This is a genomic window from Streptomyces sp. NPDC028331 (assembly GCF_055565775.1).
The window spans coordinates 50142-75165 of record NZ_JBVHTR010000014.1 but is presented as its reverse complement, the minus strand read 5'-3'; the positions used below and the strand labels follow the sequence as shown (position 1 = coordinate 75165).

At 75.3% G+C, this 25024-nt stretch carries 24 protein-coding genes; 9 read left to right on the top strand and 15 right to left on the bottom strand.

The window, feature by feature from the left end:
* Positions 1-101: 101 nt before the first annotated feature.
* A complete protein-coding gene (locus ACZ4SW_RS21380) occupies positions 102-587 on the top strand; it encodes an Lrp/AsnC family transcriptional regulator (protein WP_468246872.1) in 486 nt (161 codons plus the stop codon).
* A gap of 177 nt (positions 588-764) precedes the next feature.
* Entirely contained in the window at positions 765-1250 is a 486-nt protein-coding gene (locus ACZ4SW_RS21375; protein WP_468246211.1) for a DUF2000 domain-containing protein, read from the top strand.
* A gap of 18 nt (positions 1251-1268) precedes the next feature.
* Here ACZ4SW_RS21375 and ACZ4SW_RS21370 read toward each other — a convergent pair whose 3' ends face one another.
* Together ACZ4SW_RS21370 and ACZ4SW_RS21365 are read right to left on the bottom strand one after the other, a co-directional pair.
* Positions 1269-2066 (bottom strand): N-formylglutamate amidohydrolase, encoded by a 798-nt coding sequence (locus ACZ4SW_RS21370; protein ID WP_468246205.1) that lies wholly within the window; start codon positions 2064-2066, stop codon positions 1269-1271.
* Positions 2067-2128: 62 nt separating this feature from the next.
* The gene (locus tag ACZ4SW_RS21365; RefSeq protein ID WP_468246200.1) at positions 2129-2995 is read right to left on the bottom strand and encodes a fructosamine kinase family protein; all 867 of its coding nucleotides are present in this window, start codon (positions 2993-2995) and stop codon (positions 2129-2131) included.
* Positions 2996-3348: 353 nt separating this feature from the next.
* Between ACZ4SW_RS21365 and ACZ4SW_RS21360 the strand changes: the two genes are divergently transcribed.
* Positions 3349-4281, top strand: a complete 933-nt coding sequence (locus tag ACZ4SW_RS21360) for a polysaccharide pyruvyl transferase family protein (RefSeq protein ID WP_468246194.1) — start codon at positions 3349-3351, stop codon at positions 4279-4281.
* A 142-nt stretch (positions 4282-4423) separates the two neighbouring features.
* Here ACZ4SW_RS21360 and ACZ4SW_RS21355 read toward each other — a convergent pair whose 3' ends face one another.
* A complete protein-coding gene (locus ACZ4SW_RS21355) occupies positions 4424-5434 on the bottom strand; it encodes a Ppx/GppA family phosphatase (protein ID WP_468246188.1) in 1011 nt (336 codons plus the stop codon).
* Between the two features lie 244 nt (positions 5435-5678).
* Here ACZ4SW_RS21355 and ACZ4SW_RS21350 point away from each other — a divergent pair, with 244 nt between their 5' ends.
* Genes ACZ4SW_RS21350 through ACZ4SW_RS21335 form a run of 4 tightly spaced genes read left to right on the top strand, consistent with a single transcriptional unit; the run spans position 5679 to position 9548 of the window.
* Positions 5679-6701 carry an NAD-dependent epimerase/dehydratase family protein gene (locus tag ACZ4SW_RS21350; protein ID WP_468246181.1) on the top strand — a complete coding sequence of 341 codons (1023 nt, stop codon included), beginning with the start codon at positions 5679-5681 and terminating at the stop codon, positions 6699-6701.
* On the top strand, positions 6698-7660 hold the full coding sequence (locus ACZ4SW_RS21345; protein ID WP_468246176.1) for a glycosyltransferase family 9 protein: 963 nt from the start codon (positions 6698-6700) through the stop codon (positions 7658-7660). Before ACZ4SW_RS21350 ends, ACZ4SW_RS21345 begins: the two co-directional genes overlap by 4 nt.
* A gap of 47 nt (positions 7661-7707) precedes the next feature.
* Positions 7708-8550 carry a glycosyltransferase gene (locus ACZ4SW_RS21340; protein ID WP_468246869.1) on the top strand — a complete coding sequence of 281 codons (843 nt, stop codon included), beginning with the start codon at positions 7708-7710 and terminating at the stop codon, positions 8548-8550.
* Positions 8547-9548, top strand: coding sequence for a glycosyltransferase family 2 protein (locus ACZ4SW_RS21335; RefSeq protein ID WP_468246169.1), 1002 nt, complete (start codon positions 8547-8549; stop codon positions 9546-9548). Before ACZ4SW_RS21340 ends, ACZ4SW_RS21335 begins: the two co-directional genes overlap by 4 nt.
* A gap of 63 nt (positions 9549-9611) precedes the next feature.
* Here ACZ4SW_RS21335 and ACZ4SW_RS21330 read toward each other — a convergent pair whose 3' ends face one another.
* From ACZ4SW_RS21330 to ACZ4SW_RS21320, 3 genes are all read right to left on the bottom strand, one after another.
* The gene (locus ACZ4SW_RS21330; RefSeq protein WP_200422965.1) at positions 9612-9806 is read right to left on the bottom strand and encodes a DUF2795 domain-containing protein; all 195 of its coding nucleotides are present in this window, start codon (positions 9804-9806) and stop codon (positions 9612-9614) included.
* A 142-nt stretch (positions 9807-9948) separates the two neighbouring features.
* A complete protein-coding gene (locus ACZ4SW_RS21325) occupies positions 9949-10971 on the bottom strand; it encodes a cytochrome d ubiquinol oxidase subunit II (protein WP_468246164.1) in 1023 nt (340 codons plus the stop codon).
* 48 nt (positions 10972-11019) lie between these two features.
* The gene (locus ACZ4SW_RS21320; RefSeq protein WP_468246157.1) at positions 11020-12432 is read right to left on the bottom strand and encodes a cytochrome ubiquinol oxidase subunit I; all 1413 of its coding nucleotides are present in this window, start codon (positions 12430-12432) and stop codon (positions 11020-11022) included.
* Between the two features lie 244 nt (positions 12433-12676).
* On the opposite strand from ACZ4SW_RS21320, the gene ACZ4SW_RS21315 reads away from it, so the two are divergent.
* Entirely contained in the window at positions 12677-12979 is a 303-nt protein-coding gene (locus ACZ4SW_RS21315) for a DUF2795 domain-containing protein (protein ID WP_468246152.1), read from the top strand.
* Positions 12980-13269: 290 nt separating this feature from the next.
* Positions 13270-14655, top strand: coding sequence for an MFS transporter (locus tag ACZ4SW_RS21310; RefSeq protein ID WP_468246147.1), 1386 nt, complete (start codon positions 13270-13272; stop codon positions 14653-14655).
* A 147-nt stretch (positions 14656-14802) separates the two neighbouring features.
* On the opposite strand, the gene ACZ4SW_RS21305 is transcribed toward ACZ4SW_RS21310, so the two are convergent.
* The 9 genes from ACZ4SW_RS21305 to ACZ4SW_RS21265 form a co-directional block, all read right to left on the bottom strand.
* Positions 14803-15864 (bottom strand): glycosyltransferase family 9 protein, encoded by a 1062-nt coding sequence (locus ACZ4SW_RS21305; RefSeq protein WP_468246141.1) that lies wholly within the window; start codon positions 15862-15864, stop codon positions 14803-14805.
* Positions 15861-17255: a D-glycero-beta-D-manno-heptose 1-phosphate adenylyltransferase gene (rfaE2, locus tag ACZ4SW_RS21300; RefSeq protein ID WP_468246136.1), complete on the bottom strand. Its 1395-nt coding sequence runs from the start codon at positions 17253-17255 to the stop codon at positions 15861-15863. Before rfaE2 ends, ACZ4SW_RS21305 begins: the two co-directional genes overlap by 4 nt.
* Positions 17252-17899 carry a D-sedoheptulose-7-phosphate isomerase gene (locus ACZ4SW_RS21295; protein WP_468246129.1) on the bottom strand — a complete coding sequence of 216 codons (648 nt, stop codon included), beginning with the start codon at positions 17897-17899 and terminating at the stop codon, positions 17252-17254. The genes rfaE2 and ACZ4SW_RS21295 overlap by 4 nt, the downstream gene beginning before the upstream one ends.
* 105 nt (positions 17900-18004) lie before the next feature.
* Positions 18005-19276: a glycosyltransferase gene (locus ACZ4SW_RS21290; RefSeq protein WP_468246123.1), complete on the bottom strand. Its 1272-nt coding sequence runs from the start codon at positions 19274-19276 to the stop codon at positions 18005-18007.
* Positions 19273-20238, bottom strand: a complete 966-nt coding sequence (locus ACZ4SW_RS21285) for a glycosyltransferase (RefSeq protein WP_468246116.1) — start codon at positions 20236-20238, stop codon at positions 19273-19275. Before ACZ4SW_RS21285 ends, ACZ4SW_RS21290 begins: the two co-directional genes overlap by 4 nt.
* Entirely contained in the window at positions 20235-21482 is a 1248-nt protein-coding gene (locus tag ACZ4SW_RS21280; protein WP_468246110.1) for a glycosyltransferase family 9 protein, read from the bottom strand. The genes ACZ4SW_RS21285 and ACZ4SW_RS21280 overlap by 4 nt, the downstream gene beginning before the upstream one ends.
* Entirely contained in the window at positions 21479-22156 is a 678-nt protein-coding gene (locus ACZ4SW_RS21275) for a D-glycero-alpha-D-manno-heptose-1,7-bisphosphate 7-phosphatase (RefSeq protein ID WP_468246107.1), read from the bottom strand. Before ACZ4SW_RS21275 ends, ACZ4SW_RS21280 begins: the two co-directional genes overlap by 4 nt.
* Complete coding sequence (locus tag ACZ4SW_RS21270) at positions 22153-23241, bottom strand: glycosyltransferase family 2 protein (protein ID WP_468246101.1); 1089 nt, start codon at positions 23239-23241, stop codon at positions 22153-22155. The genes ACZ4SW_RS21275 and ACZ4SW_RS21270 overlap by 4 nt, the downstream gene beginning before the upstream one ends.
* On the bottom strand, positions 23241-24902 hold the full coding sequence (locus ACZ4SW_RS21265) for a carbamoyltransferase family protein (RefSeq protein ID WP_468246096.1): 1662 nt from the start codon (positions 24900-24902) through the stop codon (positions 23241-23243). Before ACZ4SW_RS21265 ends, ACZ4SW_RS21270 begins: the two co-directional genes overlap by 1 nt.
* Between the last annotated feature and the right edge of the window lie 122 nt (positions 24903-25024).

Below are 25024 nucleotides of genomic sequence, written 5' to 3'. Positions count from 1 at the left end.
GGCACGCACCGGAAGACCGCACCCGCACGGCCGCCGCGCGCACACGTACGGCACTTCGCCGCGAGCGCCGAACGCCGTACGTCATAGTGGGCGGCATGGACATGGACGCACTGGACCGCGCTCTGCTGCGCGAACTGCAGGACGACGCGCGGCGTACGAACCGCGAACTGGCCGCTCGGACCGGGGTCAGCCCGTCCACCTCGCTGGAGCGGGTGCGGCTGCTGCGCGAGCGCGGGGTCATCACGGGCTACCACGCGGCCGTGGACCTGGAGGCGGTGGGCCGCCCGGTCCAGGCCCTCATCGCGGTCCGCATCCGGCCGCCGGCCCGCCCCGTCATCGAGGGGTTCCGTGAGTGGGCCGCCCGACTGCCGGAAGTCATCGGCCTGTTCGTCACCTCCGGCGCCCACGACTTCCTGATCCACGTCGCCGTCCCGGATGTCGACGGCGTCTACGCCTTCGTCATCGACCGGCTGACCGAACGCCGCGAAGTCGCCGACGTGCAGACCACCATGATCTACGAGCACGTCCAGCCCCGCCGTATCGAACCCGCCGCCGAACGCCCGGCGACCCGGCGCAGCAGACGGTGACGGGCCCGGTCGCCCATCGCACGTCCGACGCCGCATACGGCGACTCGCCGCACGAAGTGCGCCGTCGACCGCCGGGCGGCCACGCCCGCCAGCGAAAGTTCGGCGACGGCCCGTGAAGGTCGCACGCTTGTCTAGCATTCCGGCCATCAGCCGCAGAAATGCTCAGGAGACACGTTCATGGCCGAGGAAAGCACGCCCAGCACTGCGATCGGTTTCGCGCCCGAGGAGATGGACCCCACCGTCTCGACCCGCGCCGCCAGGCTGAAGTGGGTCCTGGTCGTCGACCGCGACCTGCCCGCGGGCCGCGCCGTCAACGCGGCCGTCTGCGTCGCGGCGGCCACGCAGTCCGCGGTGACCGGCCTGCTCGGCGAAGACGCCACCGACGCCGAGGGCGCCGTGCACCCGGGGCTGCCCTGGGCCGGCTGCTCGGTCCTGGCGGCGGACGCCGACACCCTGCGTGCCGTCCGCGCCAAGGCGGCCTCGTACGCCGACACCTTCGTCGCCGACATGCCCGTGGCGGCCCAGGAGACCCGGGTCTACGCCGACTACCGGGCCACCGTGGGCAAGACCGCCACCGACGACCTCGTCTACTGCGCCGTGAGCATCGTGGGCCCGCGCAACCGCGTCGGCAAGATCGTCGGAAAGCTCCCGCTGCTCCAGTGACCGCGGCGGGGGTAGCCGTCAGGACACCGCGTCCACCAGGGCCGCAAGCGCCGACGCGAGGCGGGGCAGACCGGGTCCCGCTCCACCGCCCGGTTCCGCCATGTAGGTGTCGCGGCGGATCTCCACCATGAGGGCGGTGACCCCGGGGTGGGTGCCGTAGAACTCCAAGGGGACGTACGTTCCGGAGAACGGGCTGTCGACCCCGGTTCCGCCGAGGTCCGCGAACGCGGCGCGTGCCAGGGCGAGCAGCTCCGGCGGTGTGTGGAAGGGGTCCGTGCCCAGGCAGACCGGCGGCCGGGGCCCGTCGCCGTGCAGTTCGTAGGGCAGAGGGGAGGTCGGGTAGGAGTGGACGTCGAGGACGACGGCCCGCCCGGTGGCGGCCAGCCGGTCCGCGACCGCCGCCGTCATCGCCCGGGCGTACGGGTGGAAGTAGCGCCGAAGCAGGGGTTCGGGGTCGGCGCCGGCGTCGCGCAGGGCCTCGCGGTGCGTGGTACGGGTGTAGACGGCGCCCATCCCCACGGCGAGCATCTCCTCCCGCTCGTCGGGGAACCGCTCGGGGTCGACGACCAGCCGTGACAGCCGGTTGACGAACCGCCAGGGCGTGAGCGCGGCGGCCTCGGCGGCGAGCTCGGCCAGTTCGCCGGTGTGCGCGTCCGTGATGTGGTCCAGCTCCCGGGCGAGGGCCGCGTCGTCGAGCAGGATGCCCTCGCGCACGTCGTCCGGTATCTCCCGGGCGCCGTGCGGCACATGAAGGATCACCGGCGAGTCGTCGGCGCCGGGCAGCAGGTCGAACGAGGCGTCGGTGGCGCGGGACACGGCGGCTCCTCCAGGTGTGGTGACCAGCAGACCGTACCCGGCCCGGGCGCGTGTGCGGCGTGTCAGGCCGCCAGCGCCGCGCGGGCGGCCGCGAGCGCCTGCTGCGCGTAGCCGCCGCCGAACAGCACCGTGTGGACCAGCAGCGGGAAGAGCTGGTGCAGACCGATCCGGCGCCGCCAGCCGTCCGCGAGCGGGGCCGCCTCCCGGTAGCCGTCGAGCACCCGGTCCAGGTGCGGGCAGCCGAACAGGTGCAGTATGGCGAGGTCGGTCTCGCGGTGGCCGCCGTGGGCGGCCGGGTCGATCAGCCAGACGTGACCGTCGGCGCCCCACAGCACGTTGCCGTTCCACAGGTCGCCGTGCAGCCGGGCGGGCGGCTCGGCGGGACCGGCCAGGTCCGGCAGCCGCTCGCAGACCTGCTCGAAGAGGGCCGCCTCGGCCGACCGCACCGTGCCGTCGTCGACCGCGCGGCGCACATAGGGCAGCACCCGGTGCTCGGCGTACCAGGTGGGCCAGTCCTCACCGGCGGCGTTGCGCATGGGGGCGAGGCCGATGTACGCGTCCTCGGGACCGTCGGGCGGCGGGGCGCCGAAGGCGGGCGCGCCGGACGCGTGCAGGGCCGCCAGATCGCGGCCGAAGCGCACCGCGGCGTCGCTGTCCGGCCGCCCCGGCGCGACACGGTCGGTCACCAGCCAGTGCCCGTCGTGACCGTGCACGGCGGGGATGCGCACCGTGCCGGCGTCCGCCAGCCAGCGCAGCCCGGCCGCCTCGGCCCGCAAGGGGCCCGGATCGTCGCCGTGCTTGACCATCACGACCCGGCCACCGTCGAGGGTGACCTCTGTGAGCGCCCCGGACACCGGACGCTCACCGGTCACCGGACGCCCGGTGAACCGGGCCGCCGCGGCGGCCGGCCCCTGCTCGGGTTCGGTCATGGCGGGCACCTCGTCGACAGCACTCCGTGAACTTCCCGGCCCGTGCCTACGGGCTCACCGTCCGGCCCGTGCCGTACGGGCCCCGACGGCCCGGACGATACCGCAGCCGCCGGGCGTGCCGACTCGGGGCCGGTGGACGGCCACGGTCATGCCCGCGAGGTCAGCCCGCGAACCCCGCCGGGATGCCCGTGAACCCCGCCGGGATGCCCGCGAACCCCGCCGGGATCCCCGTGAACCCTCGCCGGGATGCCTGTGAGCCCACGCGCCCGGATGCCCGTGAGCCACCGCCCGGACACCCGTGATCCCTTCAGGGCATGAGTGAGCCCGTAACGAGGGGGCACTCGTGAGGCGTTGTGTGTGCGAGGAATCTGAGGACTCTGCTGACCGGATGGTTCAGCTTCCTGAACGGTGAGGCGACCGCGGGGGACGTGCTGGCCCTGCGGCGGGTCGAGGACGTGCTGCGCCACCAGGGCATCCCCTACGACGTGGCATGGAGCCCCGGCTTCCGGCCGTCGGCGCTGCACCTGGACGAGGTACGGCCCGCTTCCTATTCGCATCTGGTCTTCATCTGCGGGCCGCTGCACGGGCCCCAGGTCGAGGAACTGCACCGGCGCTTCGCGCACTGTGTGCGGATCGCGGTCGGAACCTCCGTGCTGGACGCCGACGACCCGGCCGTGACCGGATTCCACCGGGTCCTGCCGCGGGACGCGCCCGCCATGGGCCCGGTGCCCGATCTGTCCACCCACGCGCCGACCGAGACGACCACGCCCGTCGTGGGGGTGATCCTCACGCACGGGCAGCACGAGTACGGGGGGAGGCGCCGCCACGACGAGGCCGCCGAGACGGTCACCCGGTGGCTGGCCGGCAAGGACTGCGCGCGGGTGGAGCTGGAGACCCGGCTCGACAGCCACGACTGGCGGCTGTGCGCCACGCCCGGACAGTTCGAGTCCGTGCTGTCCCGGATGGACCTGGTGGTCACCGACCGGCTGCACGGACTGGTGCTCGCGCTGCGCGGCGGAGTGCCGGCCCTGGCCGTGGACCCCGTCGAGGGCGGCGCCAAGCTGACCGCCCAGGCCGAGGCCTGCGGGTGGCCCGCCCTGGTCCCCGTGGACCGCCTCACCACCCGGCGGCTGGACCACTGGTGGCAGTGGTGCCTGACCTCCGGCCGGGTGGCGGCCCGGCAGGTGCGGCGGGAGTTCCTGGAGGACCCGGACGACGACAACGCCCCGGCACTCGTGGCGGCCCTGACGGACCGGGCCGGAAGGGCCAGCGGGCGTCACGGGTAGCCGGGGACGGCGGGTCACCCGCCGGCGGGACCTATTCACGCGCGGGACCTACTCACGCGGAGACGAGGCTCGGCCCACACAGCGGCGTCCGGGCCGCAGGACCGGAGCCGCGCGGCACGGACGCCGCTGTGTCCGTGGCCGGTCAGGCCGTCGGTTCCGCCACGCGCAGCGGAACGGCGACACCAGGCGGCGTCTCCGTGCCGCCGTGCTGCGCGGCCTTCGACCACCAGCCGAAACCGTCCTCGATGGACCGCAGCAGCACCCCCTCCCTGACCGCCCAGGGGCAGATGGTCACCGTCTTGAAGTTCCCCAGCTTCATGACCGTGTGCCCGACCAGGGCGCCCGCCAGGCTCTGGGCCGCCCGAGGCGCGGAGATGCCCGGCAGTTCGGCCCGCTCCGCCGACCGGCGGGAGGCCAGGTCGTCGATGGCCCGCCGCAGGTCGCCCCGGCGCAACTCACGGTGCACGAACGGACCGTGCCGCCCCGGCGCGGCCCCGCACAACCGTGCCAGCTGCTGAAAAGTGCGGGAGGTCGCCACTGCCGTGCAGGGGCTCTCCCAACGGGCGCGCGTGGCCACGTCCCGCAGCTCATGACGGACCTTGCGGCGCAGCCCCTTGATGTCCGCCGGGGTGGGCGGATCGTTCTCGGCGAAGAACTCCCGGGTCAGCCGGTTCGCCCCAAGGGGCAGTGACGCGGCGAAGTCCGGACGGCTGCCCCGTCCCAACGCGACCTCCAGCGAACCGCCGCCGATGTCGAGCAGCGCGAGCGGCCCGGACCGCCAGCCCATCCAGCGCCGTGCCGCGAGGAACGTCAGCTCCGCCTCCACCTCGCCGGGCAGCGTGCACAGCGCCACACCGGTCTCGCCGCGCACCGCGTCCAGGACCTCCTGCCGGTTGGGCGCGGCCCGCACCACCGCGGTCGCGAACGCCAGGGGTGGCTGGGAGCCCCACCGCTCGGCCGTCGCGGCGGCCTCGGCGACCGACCGGGCCAGTTGCTCCACAGCCGCGTCCGCCATCCGCCCGTCCGCGTCCGTCTGGTCGGACAGCCGCTGCCTCCACTTGGCGGTGTGCACCGGAAGGGGCACACCGCGCTCCGCGTCCGCCACCATCAGACGGATCGTGTTGGAACCCACGTCGATCACACTCACCCGCATGGCGGCGAAGTACCCCGTTCGGCCCGTGGGATGCCGCGACGCTCCGGCCGACCGCAGGGTTTCACTCGTACGGGCCAACGCTGTGCCGTCGCGCCGGCCGCGGTCGGCGGCCGGGCCCGGCACCGCTGTGGCACGCCCTCACCGCAGGCCGGAGCATGAGAACGCCGCGCCGGGGCACTCGACCGGCCGCCGCGCCGGCATGAGTCCCCATCGGCGGAAGGAAGGCGGAAGGAAGAACGTGCTGATGACGCCGACGACGACGTTCTCCCCGCTCCCCGCGGCCCGGCCCTTCTGGGGCCGCGCCGCGGTGACCGGAGGCGCCGGGTTCCTCGGGTCACACCTGTGCGAACGTCTCCTCGACAGCGGGGTGGAGGTCGACTGCGCGGACGACCTGAGGTGGGGATCGGTGGCCGGCATCGCCCATCTGACCGGGCGGCCGGGCTTCCGGTTCGTGGAGTGCGACATCGCACGGCCCGAGAGCCGGGACGCCCTCGCCGGCCCCTACGACGTGGTGCTGCACTTCGCGGGTCCCGCCTCGCCCGCCGACGCCCGGGGCCGCGCCCTGGAGACGCTCGACGCATGCGGTCACGGCACGCGCAACGCGCTGGCCGTCGCCGACCGGGACGGTGCGCGGTTCCTGCTGGGCTCCTCCTGTCAGGTGTACGGCGATCCGGCGCTGCACCCGCAGCGCGAGGACCACTGGGGCGACGTCGACCCCGTGGGACCGCACAGCGCCTACGACGAGGGCAAACGGTTCGCCGAGGCGCTCACCACCGCCCATGCGCGGGCCCACCGCACCGACGCAGGGATCGTACGGGTGTTCAGCACCTACGGCCCCCGGATGCCGGCGGACGGCCGCCAGGCCATCCCCACCTTCATCCGGCAGGCACTGGCCGGGGAGCCGGTCACCATCGAGGGCGACGGCCGCCAGACCCGCTCCCTGTGCTACGTCGACGACACCGTCGACGGCATCCTGCGGGTCGCCGCCAGCCGGTCCGTGCGGCCCGTCAACATCGGCGGCGACGAGGAGACCACCGTCGAGGAGATGGCGCGCCGGGTGATCGCCCTCACCGGCTCGGACTCCCGCCTGACGTTCGTCGACCGCGATCCGGGTGATCCCGCGCGGCGCCGCCCCGACACGACCCTCGCCCGCGAACTCTTCGGCTGGGTGCCGAAGGTGGCCTGGGAGGAAGGGCTCAAGCGGACGATCGCCGCCTTCACGGACGGCACCCCGGAGGGACGCTCGCACGGGGGAGGGGCACGGTGAAGGCACTCGTCGTGCGGCTCGGCGGCTTCGGGGGCGTCCTGCTGACCGGCCCTGCGATCCGGGCGGCCGCCACCCGGGCCGGCCACGTGACACTGCTGTGCGGCCCCCGCGGCGCACCCGCCGCCCGGCTGCTGCCCCATGTCGACGACGTCGCCGTGTGGGAGGCCCCCCGGGACGGCGGCGACCCGCCGGCCGAGGCCGAGGCGCACACCGGCCGCCTGCCACGGCACCTGCGCGAGGCGTCCTACGACGTGGCGCTCGACCTCACCCCGCCGCACCGGGGCCCCCTGCCCGCCGCAGAGGTGCTGCGCGACGTCCGGGCGCGCCGTGTCGCGACCGTCCGCCCCCTCGACGGCGCGACCCGGCACCGGTCGGGCCGCCACGAGGCCGAGGAGGCACTGGAGACCGCGGCCGCCGCGGGCTTCTCGCTCAGGGACGGGGACGACGGGCGGCTGCGGGTGCTGCCGTCGCCCGACACCGCCGGCCTCACCGGCAACGGCCCCTACGTGGTCGTCCACCCGGGTGCCGGAACGCCGAACCGTGCCTGGGACCCCGACCGTTGCGCGGAGGCGGTCGCCCTGCTCGCCGACGCCGGCCATCGCGTCGTCGTCACCGGCGGCCCGCACGAGACCGCCCTGACCCGGCACGTCAGCGGCGGCACGGCCGTCGACCTCGGCGGCCGTACGGACGCGCGGACCCTGGCGGGGGTGGTGCGGGCCGCCGACGTGGTCGTCACCGGCAGCACGGGCCCCGCCCAGCTCGCCGCCGCCACCGGCACCCCCGTCGTCTCGCTCCGCTCCCCGGTGGATCCCCGTCGCGAGCCCTACGGTGTGCCCGGCATCCTCCTCGGCGACGAAAGGGGCCCACGTGCGGACGGGAGCGCCCGCCCGAGTCCGCACGGAATCACGGCCCACGACGTGCTGCGCGGGGTGCAGAAGCTCCTCCGGGAGGGCGCGTGAACGACATCGACGCGCCCCCCGGGCCCGCCTCCCGCGTCACCGTGGCCATGATCACCCGCGACCGCCGTGACAGCGTGCTGCGCACCCTGGACCGGCTCGCCGAGCTGCCCGAGCGGCCACCCGTCGTCGTCGTGGACAACGGCTCCACCGACGGCACCCCGGCCGCCGTGCGCGAGCACCCGCTGGGCGTGCGCCTCCTGTCCGCCGGACGCAACACCGGGGCCCTCGGCCGCAACATCGCGGTACGGCACGCCACCACGCCCTACGTCGCCTTCAGCGACGACGACTCCTGGTGGGCCCCGGGCGCCCTGGACACCGCCGCGGACGTGTTCGACGCCCACCCGCGGCTCGGCCTGCTGGCCGCCCGCACCCTGGTCGGCCCGGACGCCGCCGAGGACCCGCTGAACTCCGTCCTCGCGCACTCGCCCCTGCCGCCCGACCCCGAGCTGCCCGGCCGCCCGGTGCTCGGCTTCCTCGCCTGCGCGGCGGTGGTCCGCCGCCGGGCCTTCCTGGAGGCCGGCGGCTACCACCGGGTGCTGTTCTTCGGCGGCGAGGAGACCCTGCTGGCCTACGACCTCGCGGCCCGCGGCTGGGGCGTCAGCTACGTGCCCTGGGTGACGGCCCATCACCATCCGGACCCCGGCGAACGCCCGGGCCGCACGGCGGTGCAACGGCGCAACGCCCTGCTCACCGCATGGCTCCGCCGTCCCGTCACGGTGGCCCTGAGCCACACCGCCCGCCTCGCCGCGGCGGCGGCCCGCGGTGAGAGCGACGCGGTGGCGGCGCTGAGCGGCGCGATCGCCCGGCTCCCCGCGGCCCTCAGGGACCGCGAACCGCTGCCCGCACGGACCGAGCACGCCGTCCGCCTGCTGGAGCGGGCCACCCCATGAGCACCGACGACCGAGAACGAGCGGACATGCCCCACGATCCCTCTCACCCGCCCGCCACGACACCCCGGAACGCCACCGGCACACCACACGGCGACGACGTCCGCCCCGACCCCCGGACCACGGTCGTGGTGATCACCCGCGACCGCCGCCCGGAACTTCTGCGCACCCTGCGGACCCTGCGGGACCTTCCCGAGCGTCCCCGGGTCGTCGTCACCGACAACGGATCCACCGACGGCACCGCCGACGCCGTCACCCGGCACTTCCCCGAGGTCCGGCTGCTGCGCCCCGGGCGCAACCTGGGAGCGGTCGGCCGCAACCTGGCCGTGCGTCACGTACAGACGCCCTATGTGGCGTTCTGCGACGACGACACCTGGTGGGAACCGGGATCACTCCGCCGGGCCGCGGACCTCCTCGACGCCCGTCCACGGCTCGCGGCCGTCACGGCCCGCATCGTGGTCGAGCCGTCGGGGGAGGAGGACCCCGTCGTCGCCGAGCTGCGCGACTCACCCCTCACGGGCCCCGACTGGCTGCCCGGCCCCGCCCTGGGGTCGTTCCTCGCCGCCGCGACCGTGATGCGCGTCAGCGCCTTCAGGGACGCGGGCGGCTTCCACCCCGGGCTGTGGCTGGGCGGTGAGGAGGAACTCCTCGCCACCGACCTGCTCCGCCGGGGCCACTGGCTGAGCTACGTACCGGAACTGACCATCCATCACGCGGCGTCCCGGGTACGGGACAGCACCGAACGGCGCGTCCTCGGACTGCGCAACACCCTCTGGTTCACCTGGCTGCGCCGCCCCTGGCCGTCGGCGCTGCGCCGCACCTGGTACCTGATGCGCACCGTCCCCCGGGACCACGCGTCCGTACGCGCGTTCGCGCGGGCCGCGGCGGGCCTTCCGTGGGTCCTGAAGCAGCGCGATCCCGTGCCCGCCGACCTCGAGGCCCGGCTGGTGGCCCTGGAGGAGGCGCGGCGGACCTCCCCGGCGCGCAAGTACGTCGGCTGACGCCGGCCGCACGCGCCGCGGCCGGGGCACCTCGGCCCCGGCCGCCGCACTTCGGACGTCGGATCACTCGTTCTCGAACACCGCCTTGCTCACCTCGGCCGGATTCTGGAACTTCTTCTTACCGAGGTGGTCGATGCGCTCGGTGATCTCCTTGGGAGCGCGGTTGTCCCGGGCGACCTTCTTGAGCTGCTCGGTGTCGGCCGGGTACTCCGCGCCGGACAGTGCTTTCTGCAGATCTGTGGGGCTGACACCCGCCATGGCTCCTCCAGGCGGTGAGATTTCGGGTTGACGCGGCGCCGCCAAAAGCGCCGGACCCCCGAGTACCCGGGCCCCGGCGAGGCCATGCGCCGACCGAGCGCGCGATCCGCCGCCGTACCGCCACGGCCGCGCGAGCCGCGGCTCAGGCCCCGCGCTCGCCGTCCCCGCCCGCCGGTTCGGGACGGCGCTGGAACAGCGAGTACAGCCACAGCAGCGACGGGACGAGCAGCACCGCACCGGCCGCCAGCGCCGCGAGACTCGCCCCGAGGACGGACGACTGCGCCACGGTGTCACCGACGGTGACGGACGGGGGCAGCATCGCGGGGTACTGGGCGGCTCCCCAGCTCCACAGGATCGCGGCGACGGCCGTGGCCGCCGTCACCCGCACCGCCGCGGGCTTCACCCGCACCAGCAGGCCCAGGCTGACCACGCCCAGCACGGCCGAGACCACCACCAGGGGAAGCGCCCGATGGGTGAGGCCGTGGAAGAGCTGCGGCGCGTCCGCGTGCAGTACGGCGATACCGGCAAGCGCCACGACGCCGGTCACCACCCCCGTGACCAGGGCCCGGCGGCGGAAGTAGGCCGCCAGGCCCTCTTCCCCGGCCCGGGCCGCGTCCCCGCTCAGATACACGGCCGCCAGGAAGGCGCACGTCAGGACGGCCAGCACACCGCCCAGCGCGGACGTGGGATTGAGCCAGCTCGTGACCAGGTTCCCCTTCGCCAGGCCGGGCGGAACCCGCCCCGAGGCCACGGCTCCGGCGACCGAGCCGAGGAAGTAGGGCGTCACCACCGACGACAGCGCGAAGCAGCCGCCGAACAGCCGCTGCTGCCACACCTCCGTGCTGACCTTGCGGAACGCGAACGCGGCACCGCGGGCGATGATCCCGAGAGCCGTCAGCGTCAGCGGGATGTAGAGGGTGGACATCACCGCCGCGAACACGGGCGGGAAGCCCGTCCACAGCATGACGACGACGAAGATCAGCCAGACGTGGTTGGCCTCCCACACCGGGCCGATGCTGTGCTCGATGAGCCGCCGTGGCGCCCTGCCGCGTTCGCTGCCCCCGGCGAGCAGGTCCCACAGGCCCGCTCCGAAGTCGGCTCCGCCGAAGAGGGCGTAGCAGGTCAGACCGACCCACATGACGGCCAGGGCCGTGTTCGCGAGCATCAGGGTCCCCCCGTCACGGTGGTGCGGACACACAGCAAGGGCGAGCGGTCAGACAACGGGGTACTCCCGTACGTCCTGCTCCTGGGGAGCGAGCGGAACGGGCCGGTCGCGCGTCAGACGGCGCAGCACGTAGACCGTGGCCACGGTCATCGCGATGTACACGGCGATCACCAGCCACAACCCGGCCATCAGCCCCGGGGCCACGTTCACGGCGTCGTGGACGCGCAGCAGCCCCCAGACGATCCACGGCTGACGCCCCTCCTCGGTCACCGTCCAGCCGCACTCGAGGGCGATCACCGCGGCCGGCCCGGTCAGGACGCCCAGCGCGAGGAAGGCGCGCAACGGGCGGCTCTCCCCCTCCAGCCAGGGGCCGGGGTGACGCCTGCGGTACAGGCCCAGCACCAGCAGCCACACACTCACCGCGAGCAGGAACAGGCCGCAGGCCACCATCAGGTCGAAGGCCAGGTGGACACCGGTGACGGGAGGGCGCAGACCAGGCGGCACCGTCTCCAGGCCCTTGATCACCGTGTTCGGGCTGTAGCCGACCAGCAGCGACAGCCCGTCGGGGATCTCCAGCCCGTACCGCAGGCCGTTCGGCCCCGCGATGCCGGCGATGGTCAGCGGCACGTGGTCACCGGTGCGGTAGACACCCTCCATCGCGGCGAGCTTGACCGGCTGGTAGTGGGCGACGAAACGCGCCGCCCAGTCCCCGACGACCAGTTGCACCGGTGCGACGATCGCGCCCAGGACCAGCGGGACGGTGAAGCCGAGCCGGTGGTAGCGGTCCCGGCGGCCGCGGAGCAGGGCAACCGCGTACACGCTGGACGTCAGGAAGGCCGCGACCATCAGGGCCGCGAGGATCATGTGCGTGGTCTGCGGCGGGGTGGCCGGGTTGAACATCGCCGCCCACGGGTCGACGTGCACCACCTTGCCGTCCCGCAGGGTGAAGCCGCGCGGCTGGTTCATCCAGGCGTTGGCGGACACCACGAAGAACGCGGACGCCACACCCGCGACCACGATCGGCACACCGGTGAGCAGATGGGTGCGGGGCGACAGCCGGTCCCACGCGTACAGGTAGATGCCCAGGAAGATCGCCTCGATGAAGAAGGCGATCCCCTCCATGGCGAAGGGCAGGCCGATCACCTGGCCGTACGTTCCCATCAGACCCGGCCACAGCAGACCCATCTCGAAGCTGAGGATCGTGCCGGACACGGCGCCCACGGCGAACAGCACGCCCATGGCGCGGGCCCAGCGGCGGGCGAGGAGGCGGTACGAGGGATCTCCGGTCCGCACCCCCCGCCACTCCACGACCAGGGTCAGCAGCGGCAGGCCCACGCCGAGGCAGGCCAGCACGATGTGCCAGGCGAGGGAGAAACCCATCTGGGCCCGCGCCGCGTCGAGATCCCCCTGGTTCACCACCGTGACGGCCAGTGCTCGCGGCCCCGAGGCGATCGGTTGCATCGAACACTTCCTCTCTCACGCCGGGCCCGTGCGTCCCGTGGGTGCCCGCAGCGCCGCCGGGCATGCGTGACGGGGGCCAGGACGTGGCCGTTCACCGGCCCCGCCCAGGTCAGCTTCGCCGCACGGTCCGCCGTATGTGCCGTGCGACACGCAGAACGGGCGACGAAGGGCCCGGGCGCGCACTCCCGGGTCTTCAGGGTGTTCACGGCCTGGTCTCTGGGTACTCGCCGTAGCGCACACCGACGTGCCGGAGGTGCTCGGCGCCCTCAAGGACGTCGACTTCCCGGCCGACAAGGACCGGTTGCTGACGGCGGCGCGTGCGGCCGGAGCCTCCGACGAGGTGGTCAAGGCGCTGCGCGGCATCCCGCCCGAGGAGTACACCAGCCGGGAGGATGTGGCGCGGTCGGTCCGGGTGGACCCCGACTCCGACCTCGGACACACCGCCGCACAGCGTGCCGAGCAGGCGCGCGAGGGCGGCAAACCGGGGCTGTCGCAGCACCTGCGGGACGCACCCAGGGCCCCCATCGAGGAGGAACTGGAGGACTGACCGCGGGCGGTCGGCCACGGACGCTGTGAGCAAGTACACAGGAACGCCAAGTCCCCGACACGGTCGGGGACTTGGCGTGTGTACGGCCCCCTGTCCGCAGCCCTCGCCGACGACTCGGCGGTCCCGTCTGCCACGATGGTCGACGCCGACCCACCGGGACCCGTACCGCGGCTCACCGGCGACACGGCACCCGTCAGACCCGGGGGAGCGACCGCGCAGCGCAGCCGGTGTACCGAGCTCCCGCCGATGTTCCGTGTGAGTCCGCCCAGGACCCCTCCCCGAAGATCACTGTGCCTTCTTCCCCTGTCGCTTCCGCGCCCCCTGCTGCCCTCATACCGGCTGCTCCCGCGCCGGACGCCTCCGCGGCTCCGGCGGCCGAGTCCTCCTCCCCCTGGAGATCCCTGAAGTACCGCAGCATGCGCTGGTGGTCCCTGGCGAACCTCGTCTCCAACGCCGGCACCTGGATGCAGCTCACGGTGCAGAACCTGTTGGTCCTGAAGATCACCGGGTCCGCCGCCGCCACCGGCCTGTCGATCTCCGTCCAGGCCGCCCCCGCCCTGCTGGTGAGCCTGGCGGGCGGCGCCGCCGTCGACCGCTTGCCGAGGAAGCTGACCGCCGCCGTCAGCCAGGCGCTCCTGGGCGCCGTCGCCTTCACGACGGCCGTCCTGGTCGTGCTCGGCCGGCTCGACGTGCCCGTGCTGATGGCGCTGGCCGCCGTCACCGGCCTGATCGCCACCGTCGACGGCCCCGCGTGCGCGCTGCTGGGCAACGACCTCGTCCGCGAGGAGGACGTCCCCTCCGCGATCGGCGTGGGCTCGCTGGTGCACAGCGCCGGCCGGCTGGCCGGTACGGCGCTCGCCGGTGTGGCGGTCGGTTTCTTCGGCACGGCCGCCGCCTACGCCGCGAACGGGATCTCCTTCCTGTTCGTCACCTCCGTCATCCCCTTCCTCCGCCCGGCACCCGGCGCCGTACGGGCTCCCGCGCGCCGTGCGCCGGCCGGCCCGGCCCAGCGCGGCAGCCGGCCGGCCGCCGAGGACATGACCGTGCGGCAGGGGCTCGCGTTCTTCGCCCGCCGCCCACGGCTGGTGGCCCTCGCGGGCGTCACCGGGATCAGTGCGATCTTCGGACGCAACTACGGCCTCACCCTGGCCGTCCTGGTCACCGGCCCGCTCGCGGGCGGCGCCGCGGCGTTCGGCACGGTGTCCACCGTCCTCGCCGTCGGAGGCATCGTCGGTGCGGTCCTCGGCGCCCGGCTGCGCCGGCCCTCCGTGCGGGTGGTGGGCACGCTGGCCGCCGTGGGCGGCCTCCTCCAGATCGTGGCGGGGCTCTCGCCGTCGCTCGCGGTGCTGCTCGCGCTGGTCCTGCCGATGGCCGTGGTGGAGTCCGTCTCGGACACCGCCGGGACCACCGTCCTGCAGACCGACCCGCCCGCCCACCTGCGCGGCCGCGTGCTCGGCGTGTGGAGGACCATCAGCACGGCGTGGGGCCTCGGCGGCCCGCCCGCGCTCGGCCTCCTCATGCAGCTCGCCGGAGCCCGCGGCGCCCTCGTCGTCGGCGGCGCGGTCATCGCGGGCACCATCGCAACGGGCTTCGTCCTGCGCCGTCGCCGCGCCACACCGGCGGTGGTACTCCACACCGAGGAGCGCGGAGTACCGAGCCTCGGCACCGCGGCCTGAGCCGTCGGGGCGGGCCGGTGGCGGGCGACCGCTGCCGCCCGCCGCAGGCGACGGGACTGAGGGCCCCTGCTCACGCCGCCCGTCCGCCGTCCGTCCGTAGCCGTCCGTAGGCCCCTCCCCGGTGCCCAGGCCTGCCGTCTCGGTCCGTCAGCCGCGAGTCCGCAGACCCGTCGTCAGTGCTCCGGGGCCCGCACCCCGTGTGCCACCGCCCGGCCCCGGCTGCCTCCCGCGCTCCAGCACCCCGTGCACCGCCTCGGTGACCTCGGCCACCGTGATCCTCAGCAGCCGCTCGTCCGGCACCCTCCCGTGCGCGTCCCCCGGCCTCGGCCCGTCGTCGCCGCCCGGGTGCCACAGCACCCGGTGCCGCGGGTCCGGCGGTGGCCCCCACAGCCGGGGAGCGACCGGGCCGAACAGGACCACCGAGGGGGTCCCCAGCGCCGTGGCCAGATGGGCCAGCCCCGTGTCGCCGACCACCACGCAGCGCGCCCCCGCCACCAGTGCGGCCAACCGGTCGAACGGCACGTCGCCGTCGCCCCCCACGACCGCGTCCGGCGGCAGCCCCGCCCGCGCCGCCACGTTCCGCGCCAGCACGCCCTCCCCGGCGCCCGCGGTCACCACGACGTCGTGGCCCGAGCGGCGCACCTCCCGCGCCACGGCCGCGAACCGCTCCGGCGGCCAGCACCGCGCGGCGGCGTCGGCCCCCGGGTGCACCACGACGGCGCCCGGTGCGGGGGAGGCCGTCGCGGGCGCCGGGACCGACAGGTCCCCAGGGTCCGCCGGGACGCCGTACCAGGCGAGCAGGCGGCACCACCGTTCCCGCTCGTGTTCGTCCTCCCGCCACACCGGACCGGCGATGCCGGGAGTGCCCGGGTGCGCGTAGGCGAACAGCCGCCGCGGCCCGAGCCGCTGCAGCAGCAGATGGCTCGGCGGGCCGTTGCCGTGCAGATCCACCGCCAGATCGGGCGCGGGCCCGGTCCAGTCCAGCTCGGCGGGGACCGCCCGGCCGGGGGCCGAGGCGGGCAGCAGCCGGTCCACCACGCCGGTCGCGGCGGCGGCCCGCGCCAGCCGCCCGGGCGCTGCCAGCACGATCTCGTGGCCGGGCAGATGCCGGCGCAGCGCCCGCAGCGCGGGCACCGCCGTCAGCAGATCACCGAGCCCCAGCGCCCGCAGCACCAGCACCCGCGGCGGGTGCGCCTCGGGTGCCCTCACGACGGGGGCACCGGGGGCACGGCGGCCCGCGCCGCCCGGCGGGCCAGCAGCGTCGTGGAGCGGCCGTCGAGGTACGGCAGGACGACGGCCTGCCCGCCCCACCCCCGCAGCGCCTCCGCCTCCGGCAGGTCCTGCACCGAGTAGTCGCCGCCCTTGACCCACACATCCGGCCGCAGCCGCTTCAGCAGCGTCTCCGGGGTGTCCTCCTCGAAGACCGCGACGGCGTCCACGCTGCCCAGGGCCTCCAGGACCCGCGCCCGGTCCGCCACGGTGTTCAGCGGGCGCCCCGGACCCTTCAGACGGGCGACCGAGGTGTCGGAGTTGAGGCAGACGATCAGGCAGTCGCCGATGCGCCGCGCGCTCTCCAGCAGGCCCACGTGCCCCGCGTGCAGCAGGTCGAAGCAGCCGCCGGTGGCCACCACGGTGCCGCCCCGCGCCCTGACGCGCTCCGCGATCGCGAAGGCGTCGGTGCGGGGCGTCTCCGCCGCGGGAGGGGGCGAGGTCCGCCACAGCGCCGGATTCCCGGCCCCGCCCGCCGACACGAACGCGGCGGCCTCCGCGACGCCCCGTTGCAGGGCCTCCTCCGGCAGCGCGCCGTCCGCCAGCGCCGCCGCCGTCGTAGCGGCGAAACAGTCGCCCGCACCGCACGGATCCCCGCTGGCCCGGTACGGCGGCGGCACCAGCATCGGCGTGCCGTTGCCCGGCCTGGCCAGCAGCGCCCCGCGGTCCCCGAGGGTCACGGCGACGCCCGCCGCCTGCCAGCGCTCCGCCAGCCGAGCGGCCCGGTCGGCGTACGCGCGCAGCGAGTCGCCGTCGCCGGGGCACAGGGCGGACGCCTCCGTCGCGTTCGGGGTGACCAGGCGTGCCCCCGGCACGGGAGTGTCGCCGCGGGGGTGGGGGTCCCACACCAGCGGCGTACGCGGCACCACGGCCTGAAGATGCTCCCGCACGGCACCGGCCGTGTGCCGCCCGTAGTCGGCGACCAGCACGGCGTGCGCCTGCGCCAGCGCATCCCGCACCGCGGCGTCCGGCTCCCCGGGCGTACCGCCGCCCCGGTCGATCCGCACCAGGGGCCGGCCGCTCGCCAGCACCCGCGTCTTGACCGGCAGGCTGCCCTTGAGCGGGATCTCCACCAACCGCACCCGGCCGCGCAGGTCACGGCGTACGGCCTCGCTGGCCGCGTCGTCGCCGAGCGCGGTCACCAGCACCACCTCACGGCCGCCGCGGGCCGCCAGCGCGGCGGCCAGGCCCGCGCCGCCGGGATGACACCGGTCCTCGGTGACGTCGACGACCGGAGCGGGGGCGTCCGGCGACAGCCGGGTGGCGACACCCTCTATGTCCTCGTCGAGCAGGACGTCCCCGACGACCACGAGCGGACCCCGCCCCGTCACGACGCCCTCCCGTGTACTCCGACCGCACGCGGCGCGGCGGTGTGCACAGGGGCGGCGCCGAGCGCCGCGTCGAAGCTCTCGCAGAGCAGGTGCACGGCCACGAGATGGGCCTCCTGGACGGTGGCGGTGCTGCCGACGTCGATGCACAGCGCCTCGTCGGCGGCCTCCGCCAGCGGGTTCGGAGCCGGCCCGGTCAGCGCCCACACGCGCAGTCCGGCCTTGCGGCCCGTCACGGCCGCGCTGATCAGGTTGGCGCTGCGGCCGGAGGTGGACAGCAGCACGAGCACGTCACCCGGGCGGCCGTGGGCGGCCACCTGGCGGGCGTAGACCTGGTCGAAGCCGTAGTCGTTGCCGATCGCGGTCACGCTGGAGGTCTCCGCGTGCAGCGAGATCGCCGAGTAGGCCGGCCGTTCCTGCCGGTAGCGCCCCACCAGCTCGGCGGTCAGATGCTGGGCCTGCGCGGCGCTGCCGCCGTTGCCCGCGGCCAGCAGCCGGCCGCCGGCGGAAAGGACGATGGCGAGCCGGCCGCCCCACTCCGCGATCCGGTGCAGGCCGTCGCGGCGCAGCCGGACGAGCGCCTGCTCCAGTGACCGGCAGTGCAGATGCGCGGCATCGAGTGCAAGGGATGCAGAAGAATCGGTCATGCTGATCGGGCGTACCGCGTCACGGGGACGGCGGCCGGACCCGCACCTCCTTCGGACGTCGGTGCTCCGCGGTGGGTCGGGAACGCTGTCGGGGGCCGGGCGTGCTCACACCACCCCCGTGGCCGCGGGCTGGGCGTCCAGGACGGAGCAGTACGTCGCCTCGGTCGCCGCGGCCACCCGTCCCCAGCCGTACCTGCGCAGCACGCGACGGCGGCCGGCCGCACCGCACGCCTCCCGCATCTCGGGGTCCGCGAGGAGTTCGCCGACGGCCCGGGCGAGGGCTTCGGGGTCCCGGGGCGGCACCAGGCGCCCGGTGGTCGGGTCCGCGACGGTGTCCAACTGGCCGCCCACCGCGCTGGCCACGACCGGCCTGCCGCAGGCCATGGCCTCCAGCGGGACGATGCCGAACGGCTCGTAGTCCGCGGGGCACACCACCACGTCGGCCGCGCGCAGCAGCGGCGGCACATCGTGCGGCGCCACTCCGCCCGTGAAGATCACCCGGTCGGCGACGCCGTGCTCCTCGGCGACGCGGCGCAGCCGGCGCACCTCCGGGTCGTCGTCCAGCCGGTCCGCCGACGGCCCGCCGACGACGACGAGTTCCGTCTCCGGCAGCCGGGCGAGCGCGGCGACGGACACCGCCGCGCCCTTGCGCGGCACCAGGCGGCCCAACTGGAGCAGCCGGTGCCGGCGGGTGCCGCGTTCCGCGACCGGACCCTTCGGCGTGAACAGCTCGGTGTCGACGCCGCACGGCACGATGCTGACCTTCCCGGCGGGTACGCCCATCCTGCCCAGTTCGACGAGCTCGTCCCGGCAGGTGGCGATCACCCGGTCGCAGCCGAGGCCCACCTCCGTCTCGTACGCGATCCGCCGCGGCGGGCTGGTGTCCGCGAGCTGCTGGTGCCGTCGCTTCACGGTGCCGAGCGCGTGATAGGTGTGCAGCAGGGGCAGCCCCAGCTCGCGCACGGCCCGCAGCGACGCCAGCCCCGACATCCAGAAGTGCGAGTGCACCACGTCCGGCGCCCGCACCCGCCAGACCTGCGCCAGGTAGCGGCCGAACTCGGCCATGTACGGCAGCAGTTCGTCCTTGGGCAGCGGCTCCGGCGGGCCCGCGGGCACATGGCGCACCTCGACCCCTTCGCGCAGCGGCACCCGGTCCGGCAGGTCCTTGTCGTCGCGGCGGGTGTAGACGGTCACCCGGTGCCCCCGGTCGGCGAGCGCCCCGGCCAGGCAGGCGACGTGGACGTTCTGCCCGCCGGCGTCCACTCCGCCCAGGGTGGCGAGGGGGCTCGCGTGTTCGGAGACCAGCGCGATCGACAGGGAACCGGGACCGTCGTCGTCGACGGTGCCGGGCTGGATGGGGTGCAGGGATGAGGTCATGAGCGCGCCTCCGTCATCACACGCTCCCAGTCGTCCAGGAAGCGCTTGAGCCCGTACCGGCCGAGGGCCGCCTGGCGGGCACGGGCGCCGGCCTCGGCCGCGGCTTCGGGTTCGTGCAGGTAGTGCCGGGCGGCCCGGGCCAGGACGTCGGGCCGGGTGGACAGGACACCGGCGCCCTGGGGGACCGCCTCGACCACCTCGGTGGTGGCGAGCGCCAGGACGGGCATGCCCAGGTGCATGGCCTCCAGCAGCGACAGGCCGAGGGAGGTCCAGCGCACCGGATGCAGATAGAACCGGCGCTGCGCCATGGCCTGGTGCAGCTCGGCCTGCGGCAGGTCCGCGCTGCGGCACCGCTCCTCGGGCAGTCCGAGATGGCCGGCCAGGCCCTCGGTGCGCATCCCGAACACGTCCAGCGGCGCCGCCTCCGCCAGGGCGGGCAGCAGGTCCGTACCCGTGTAACGGCCGCGTCGCACCGGTTCGTTGACGACGACGGCCCCTCGGGCGAGACGGCCGGTGTACTGGTGTCCCGGGTCGACGATGCCGTGTTCGACGACCTCGGTGCGCGTGCTGCCGCAGTCCCAGAACAGCCGGTTGAAGTGGGTGACGTGCACCAGCGTCAGGTCGCTTCGGTCGGCGAACGGGTGCCGGGTGTTCGGCACGTCGCCGTCCGGTGCGTTGTGCTCCAGGTAGACGGCGGGTATGTCGCGGCCGGGGCGGCGGCCGCCGAGCCAGCGCTCGGCCAGCGCCGGCTCGTGCGGCCGTTGCAGCACGACCAGGTCCACCTCCGCGTCCCGCAACTGCTCGGGGGTCGCCTCGCGCACCGAGGACGGCCAGGAGAACGTGCGGGCCCGCCCGAGCCCGTCGGGATCGCGGCCCGGCGTCACCGGAACGAGGTACGTGTGGGGACCCTGGACGAACGCCGTCGTCCAGGAGCCGTGCACATGCCACAACAAGATGTTCATACGGTCGCTCCTCGTTCCGTCTCGGGCCCGCGGCCCGCCCCGGACACACCCTCGGGGCGGGACGCGTCCTCGGGCCCCGACCCGTCCTGCGGCGCCGACACGCGCTCAGGGCCCGACGCGTCCTGCGGGCCGGACGCTTCGCCCCGGCCGGGTGAAGCGTCCGTGTCGAGATCCGCCCGGTCCGTCTTTCGCGCCTGATCCGCGTTATGCATCGCCGGGGGCCTTCTCTCACCGAGAGCCGCCACGGCGGCCAGCACCTCGGCATCGCCCACGCCGTCGAGGCAGGGGTGTCCCGCCACCGGACAGTGCCGGGCGCGGGTGTCCGCGCACGCCGCCCCCTGGTCCCCGAGCAGCACGTGCGGGACCCCGTACGGGGCCCAGCGCTCGGCGGGTACGACCGGCGCGAACAGGGAGGCGACCGGGGTGCCCACCGCGGCCGCCAGATGCGCCGGCCCGGTGTTGCCGACCACCGCCACGCGCGCCCCGGCCAGAACTCCCGCCAGTTGGCGCAGATCGGTCAGGCCGCCGAGGTCGAGCCCGTGCGGTCCGGCGACCTTCGCGGTCAGCTCCCGTTCCCCACGGCCCCCGGTGACCACGACCCGGTAGCCCTCTGCGGCCAGGGCGGCCGCGGCCCGCGCCGCCCGCTCGGGACTCCACGCCCGGGCCGGCACCGCGGCACCGGGGTGCAGCACCACGTACGGCTCCGACCCGGTGAGGTGGGTGGTGTCCGGGGGAGTGGCGACCCGCAGTGTCCCGTCGTCGCCGGGCGGCAGCGCGAAGCCGGCGTCCCGCGCCAGGTCCAGCGCCGCCAGGGCCTCGTGACGGTGCGGCAGCCGGCGGTGCCGCAGATCGAGCAGGGCGCCCGGGTAGTCCTCGCTGTCGGCGGCCGTCCAGCCGACACCGGCGAGCTTCAGCAGCAGCGCGATCGGCAGCGGGCTCTGGTGGTACGACACGAGCACCAGGGCGCGGTCGAAGCAGCCCGCGGTCAGCGTCTGCAGGAGCTGCCGCGTCGCCGCCCGGGAGACCGGCGCCGGTTCCAGACCCACCCACGGGGCGTCGTACTCCAGCACCTCGTCCACGCCCGGCAGCAGTTTGGCCGCCTGTACCCCGCGGGGACCGCACAGCATCGCCGTGTGCGAGGAGCCGGCCGCCACCGCGCGCACGGCCGGGCCCGCCAGCAGCACGTCACCGGCGCTGTCGAGGCGCACGACCAGCGTGCGGGGAAGGCTTCGTGCGTCCGTCATCGTGCCTCCCCCGCGATCGAGGCGGCGCGCGGGCCGTCACCGGAGCCGTCCCCGGGGCCCAGCACCAGGCGCACCGCCGCGAGCAGATCGCGCGCCGTGGCCTGAGCGGCCTCGACCTCCTCCGGGAGGGTCAAGGGGGTCGGCACCAGCACGCCGCGGGCGCCCGCGGCCCGGGCGGCCCCCATGTCGGCGCCGATGTCCCCGATCACCACGGCGCGCTCCACCGGGACGCCCAGCCGTGCGCACGCCGCCACCACCAGGCCCGGCGCGGGCTTGCGGCAACCGCAGCCGTCGTCCGGGCCGTGCGGACACACCGCCCACACGTCGAACGGGCCGAGCAGCTCCTCCACCCGCAGCCGCACCGCCTCCACCTGAGCGCGCGTCAGCAGACCGCGGGCCACCCCGGACTGGTTGCTGACCACCCCGACCGGGACGCCTCGCGCACGGACGGCGTCGACGGCCTGCCGCGCCGTCGGCATCGGCTCGACGCGCTCGGGGTCGCCGTTGTAGGGCACATCCGACACGAGCGTGCCGTCGCGGTCGAACAGCACCGCCGCCGGCAGGGGGCCTGCGGCGCGCGGGGACCTGCCCTGCGGCCCGTCGAACAGCCAGGGCCCGGCCGCCGACGGCGCGGCGGCCTCGGGGTGACGGGGCACCAGGGGACGTCCGCTCATGGGTGCACTCGTTCCTCGAGCGGCCGGTGCGGCGTACGCGGCCGCCCCCCGGCCTCGTACACGACGTGCGGCGGCGCTCCCCGGTGGACGATGTGACCGCGCAGCCAGTGCCAGGTGGCGGCGGGCGGGATGAGGACGCTGGTCACCGCCATGGTGGCCGTCTCGTCCGGGGTCCGCGGCCCCGGACCGATCCGCGCCAGGGCGAACTCGGCGGTGCCGGCCAGCCAGCCGGCCGCACAGACCGCGGCGGCCCGGGGCCTGCGCAGCGCCGCGCAGGCGAGGGCCGCCACGGCCGCTCCGGTCACCGCCAGGTGACCGGGCAGCCGTCCGCGTGGCGCGCCCGCCCTGCTCCACCACCCGGGCCCGTGCAACCGGGTCATCAACACGTCGTCCGCGTTCCCCGCCTGCAGGCGCACCGAGACCCAGCGGTCGGCCGGGCGCACCGGATGCGTGGTGGTCCGGGCCCCCGCGGTCACCGTCCACCCGGCGGCCTGCACCCGCAGGGCGAGGTCCGCGTCCTCCCGGAAGGCGCGCCGGAACCGCTCGTCGAAGCCGCCGACGTCCTCCAGGGCCGTTCGGCGGTAGGCCATGTCGGCGGTGATCCACCGCGCCGTGGCGAGCCCGGCGGTGTTGCGTTCCCAGTCGGTGGGCCTGCGGTCGACCGGCAGCGGCACGTCGATGCGCGCGGTGATCGCGCCCGTCCGTCCCGTCGCCTCCGCCAGGTCCAGGGCGAGGTCGTCACCCCAGGTGCGGCCGGGCACCACGTCGTCGTCGAGGAACACGATCCAGGGGATCCGTCCGGCCGCCCGCCACCCGTCGTTGCGGGCCGCGGCCGGACCCCGGGCTCGGCCGCGCACCACGGTCGTGACCGGGCGCAGGGGCCCCGGGATGTCGACCGTGAGCGGCTCGCCCTCATCTCCCGGGCGGTCGTCGACGAGGACCACCCGTACCGGCCGGGGCCCGGACGCCTCGGCCAGCGCCCGCAGGCACGCGCTCAGGCTGGGCCGTCCCAGCGTCGGGATCACCACCGCGTACGCGTCGTCGGCGTAGGCGGTGGCCGCGGTGTCGTCTCCGTGCTCCGCCATCACGTGCCCCTCGCGTCGGCGCCGCGGAAGAAGTCCCCGCGCCGCACCGCGTACGGGCCGATGGCGAGGAGGTCGACGGGGGAGGAGCCGAAGCACTCCAGCGCGTCGCGCGGGTCGTCCACCATGGGGCGGCCCGCCGTGTTGAGACTGGTGTTGACCACCACGGGCAGCCCGGTGAGCCGTTCGAACTCACCGAGCATGCGGGCGACCAGGGGCTCCCCGGCCGGGTCCACGGTCTGGATGCGGGCCGTGCCGTCGACGTGCACGACCGCCGGGATGCGCTCCCGCCACTCCTCGGCCACGTCGTGGACGAACAGCATGTAGGGACTGGGCAGTGGGCCGTCGAAGATCTCGGCGGCCCGGTCGGCCAGCACCATCGGCGCCACCGGCCGGAACTGCTCGCGGCCCTTGACGTCGTTGAGGCGTTCCAGGTTGCCCGCGTGCCCGGGGTGGGCCAGCAGCGAGCGGTGCCCGAGCGCCCGGGGGCCGTACTCGGAGCGGCCCTGGAACCAGGCGACGATCCCGTTGTCCGCGAGGGTCTCGGCGACGGTCAGGGCGATGTCGGCGGGCCGCTCGAAGGGCACCGCCGCCGTCTTCAGCCACGCCCCGAGCTCCGCGTCCGACCAGTCCCGGCCCAGATCGGCGCCCGGCATCGGCTCCGGCTCGTCGCCGTGCCCGGCGGCCACCAGCAGCGCACCGCCCAGCGCCGTGCCCGCGTCGCCGGCCGCGGGCTGCACCCACACCTGGGAGAAGGGCCCCTCGCGGGCTATCCGGGTATTGGCGACGCAGTTGAGGGCGACGCCCCCGGCGAGCGTGAGGACGCTGTGGTGCGTCCTGCCGTGCAGCCAGCGCACCAGGTCGAGCAGCGTCTCCTCCAGCACGGCCTGGGCGCTCGCGGCCACGTCCGCGTGGTCCTGCGTCCACGGCTCGTCCGGGCCGCGCGGCGCGCACAGTTCGTGCCAGGGCACCCCGGTGGCGTGGAAGCCGCCGTCGCCCGTGGGATACACGTGGCGGCGCAGCTCGGCCAGCATGCGCGGGCGGCCGTGCGAGGCCAACGCCATCACCTTGAACTCATCGGAGGACCTGAGGAATCCCAGGTGCTCGGTCAGCTCCTCGTAGACCAGCCCCAGGGAGTGCGGCAGTTCCTGCGCGTACAGCGGCTCGAGACGGTCCCCGACCCGGCGTGCCGCCAGGTGGGAGGCGCGCTCCCCGCGGCCGTCCAGCACCAGCACCGAGGAGTCCCCGGCGTCGGGCGCGGCGAAGGCGCCGGACGCGGCGTGCGCCATGTGGTGCGGCACGAAACGGACGATGCCGGGGTCCAGGCCCGGCAGCGCCGTCTTCAGGAAGCCGGGGGCCTCGCGGGCGTAGGTCTGCCGCAGGTGGTCCCAGGGATCGTCCAGGCCCATGGCCTCGGCGGGCCGGGCGAGGTCCGGATCGTAGGAGTAGACGACGGCGTCGAGGTCCTGGGGGCGCAGTCCGGCGCGCCCGAGGCACCACGCGGCGGCCTTCTCCGGCAGTTCCCACGCGGAGAAGGGCACCGGCCGCTTGCCGTGCTTGCGCCGGGAGAACCGCTCCTCCTCGGCGGCGGCGACGGTCCGGCCGTCGATCACCAGGGCGGCGGCGGGGTCGTGGAACAGGGCGTTGATTCCGAGGATGCGCATGGAGTCCGAGGCCTTTCGGCGATACGTGAGCCGGACGGGAGCGGGTGGTGAAGGGGAACGGACGCGGTGGGCGACGGCGTATCCGGTACGACGGGGGTGCTCCGCCGCCGTGGGGGCGCCGG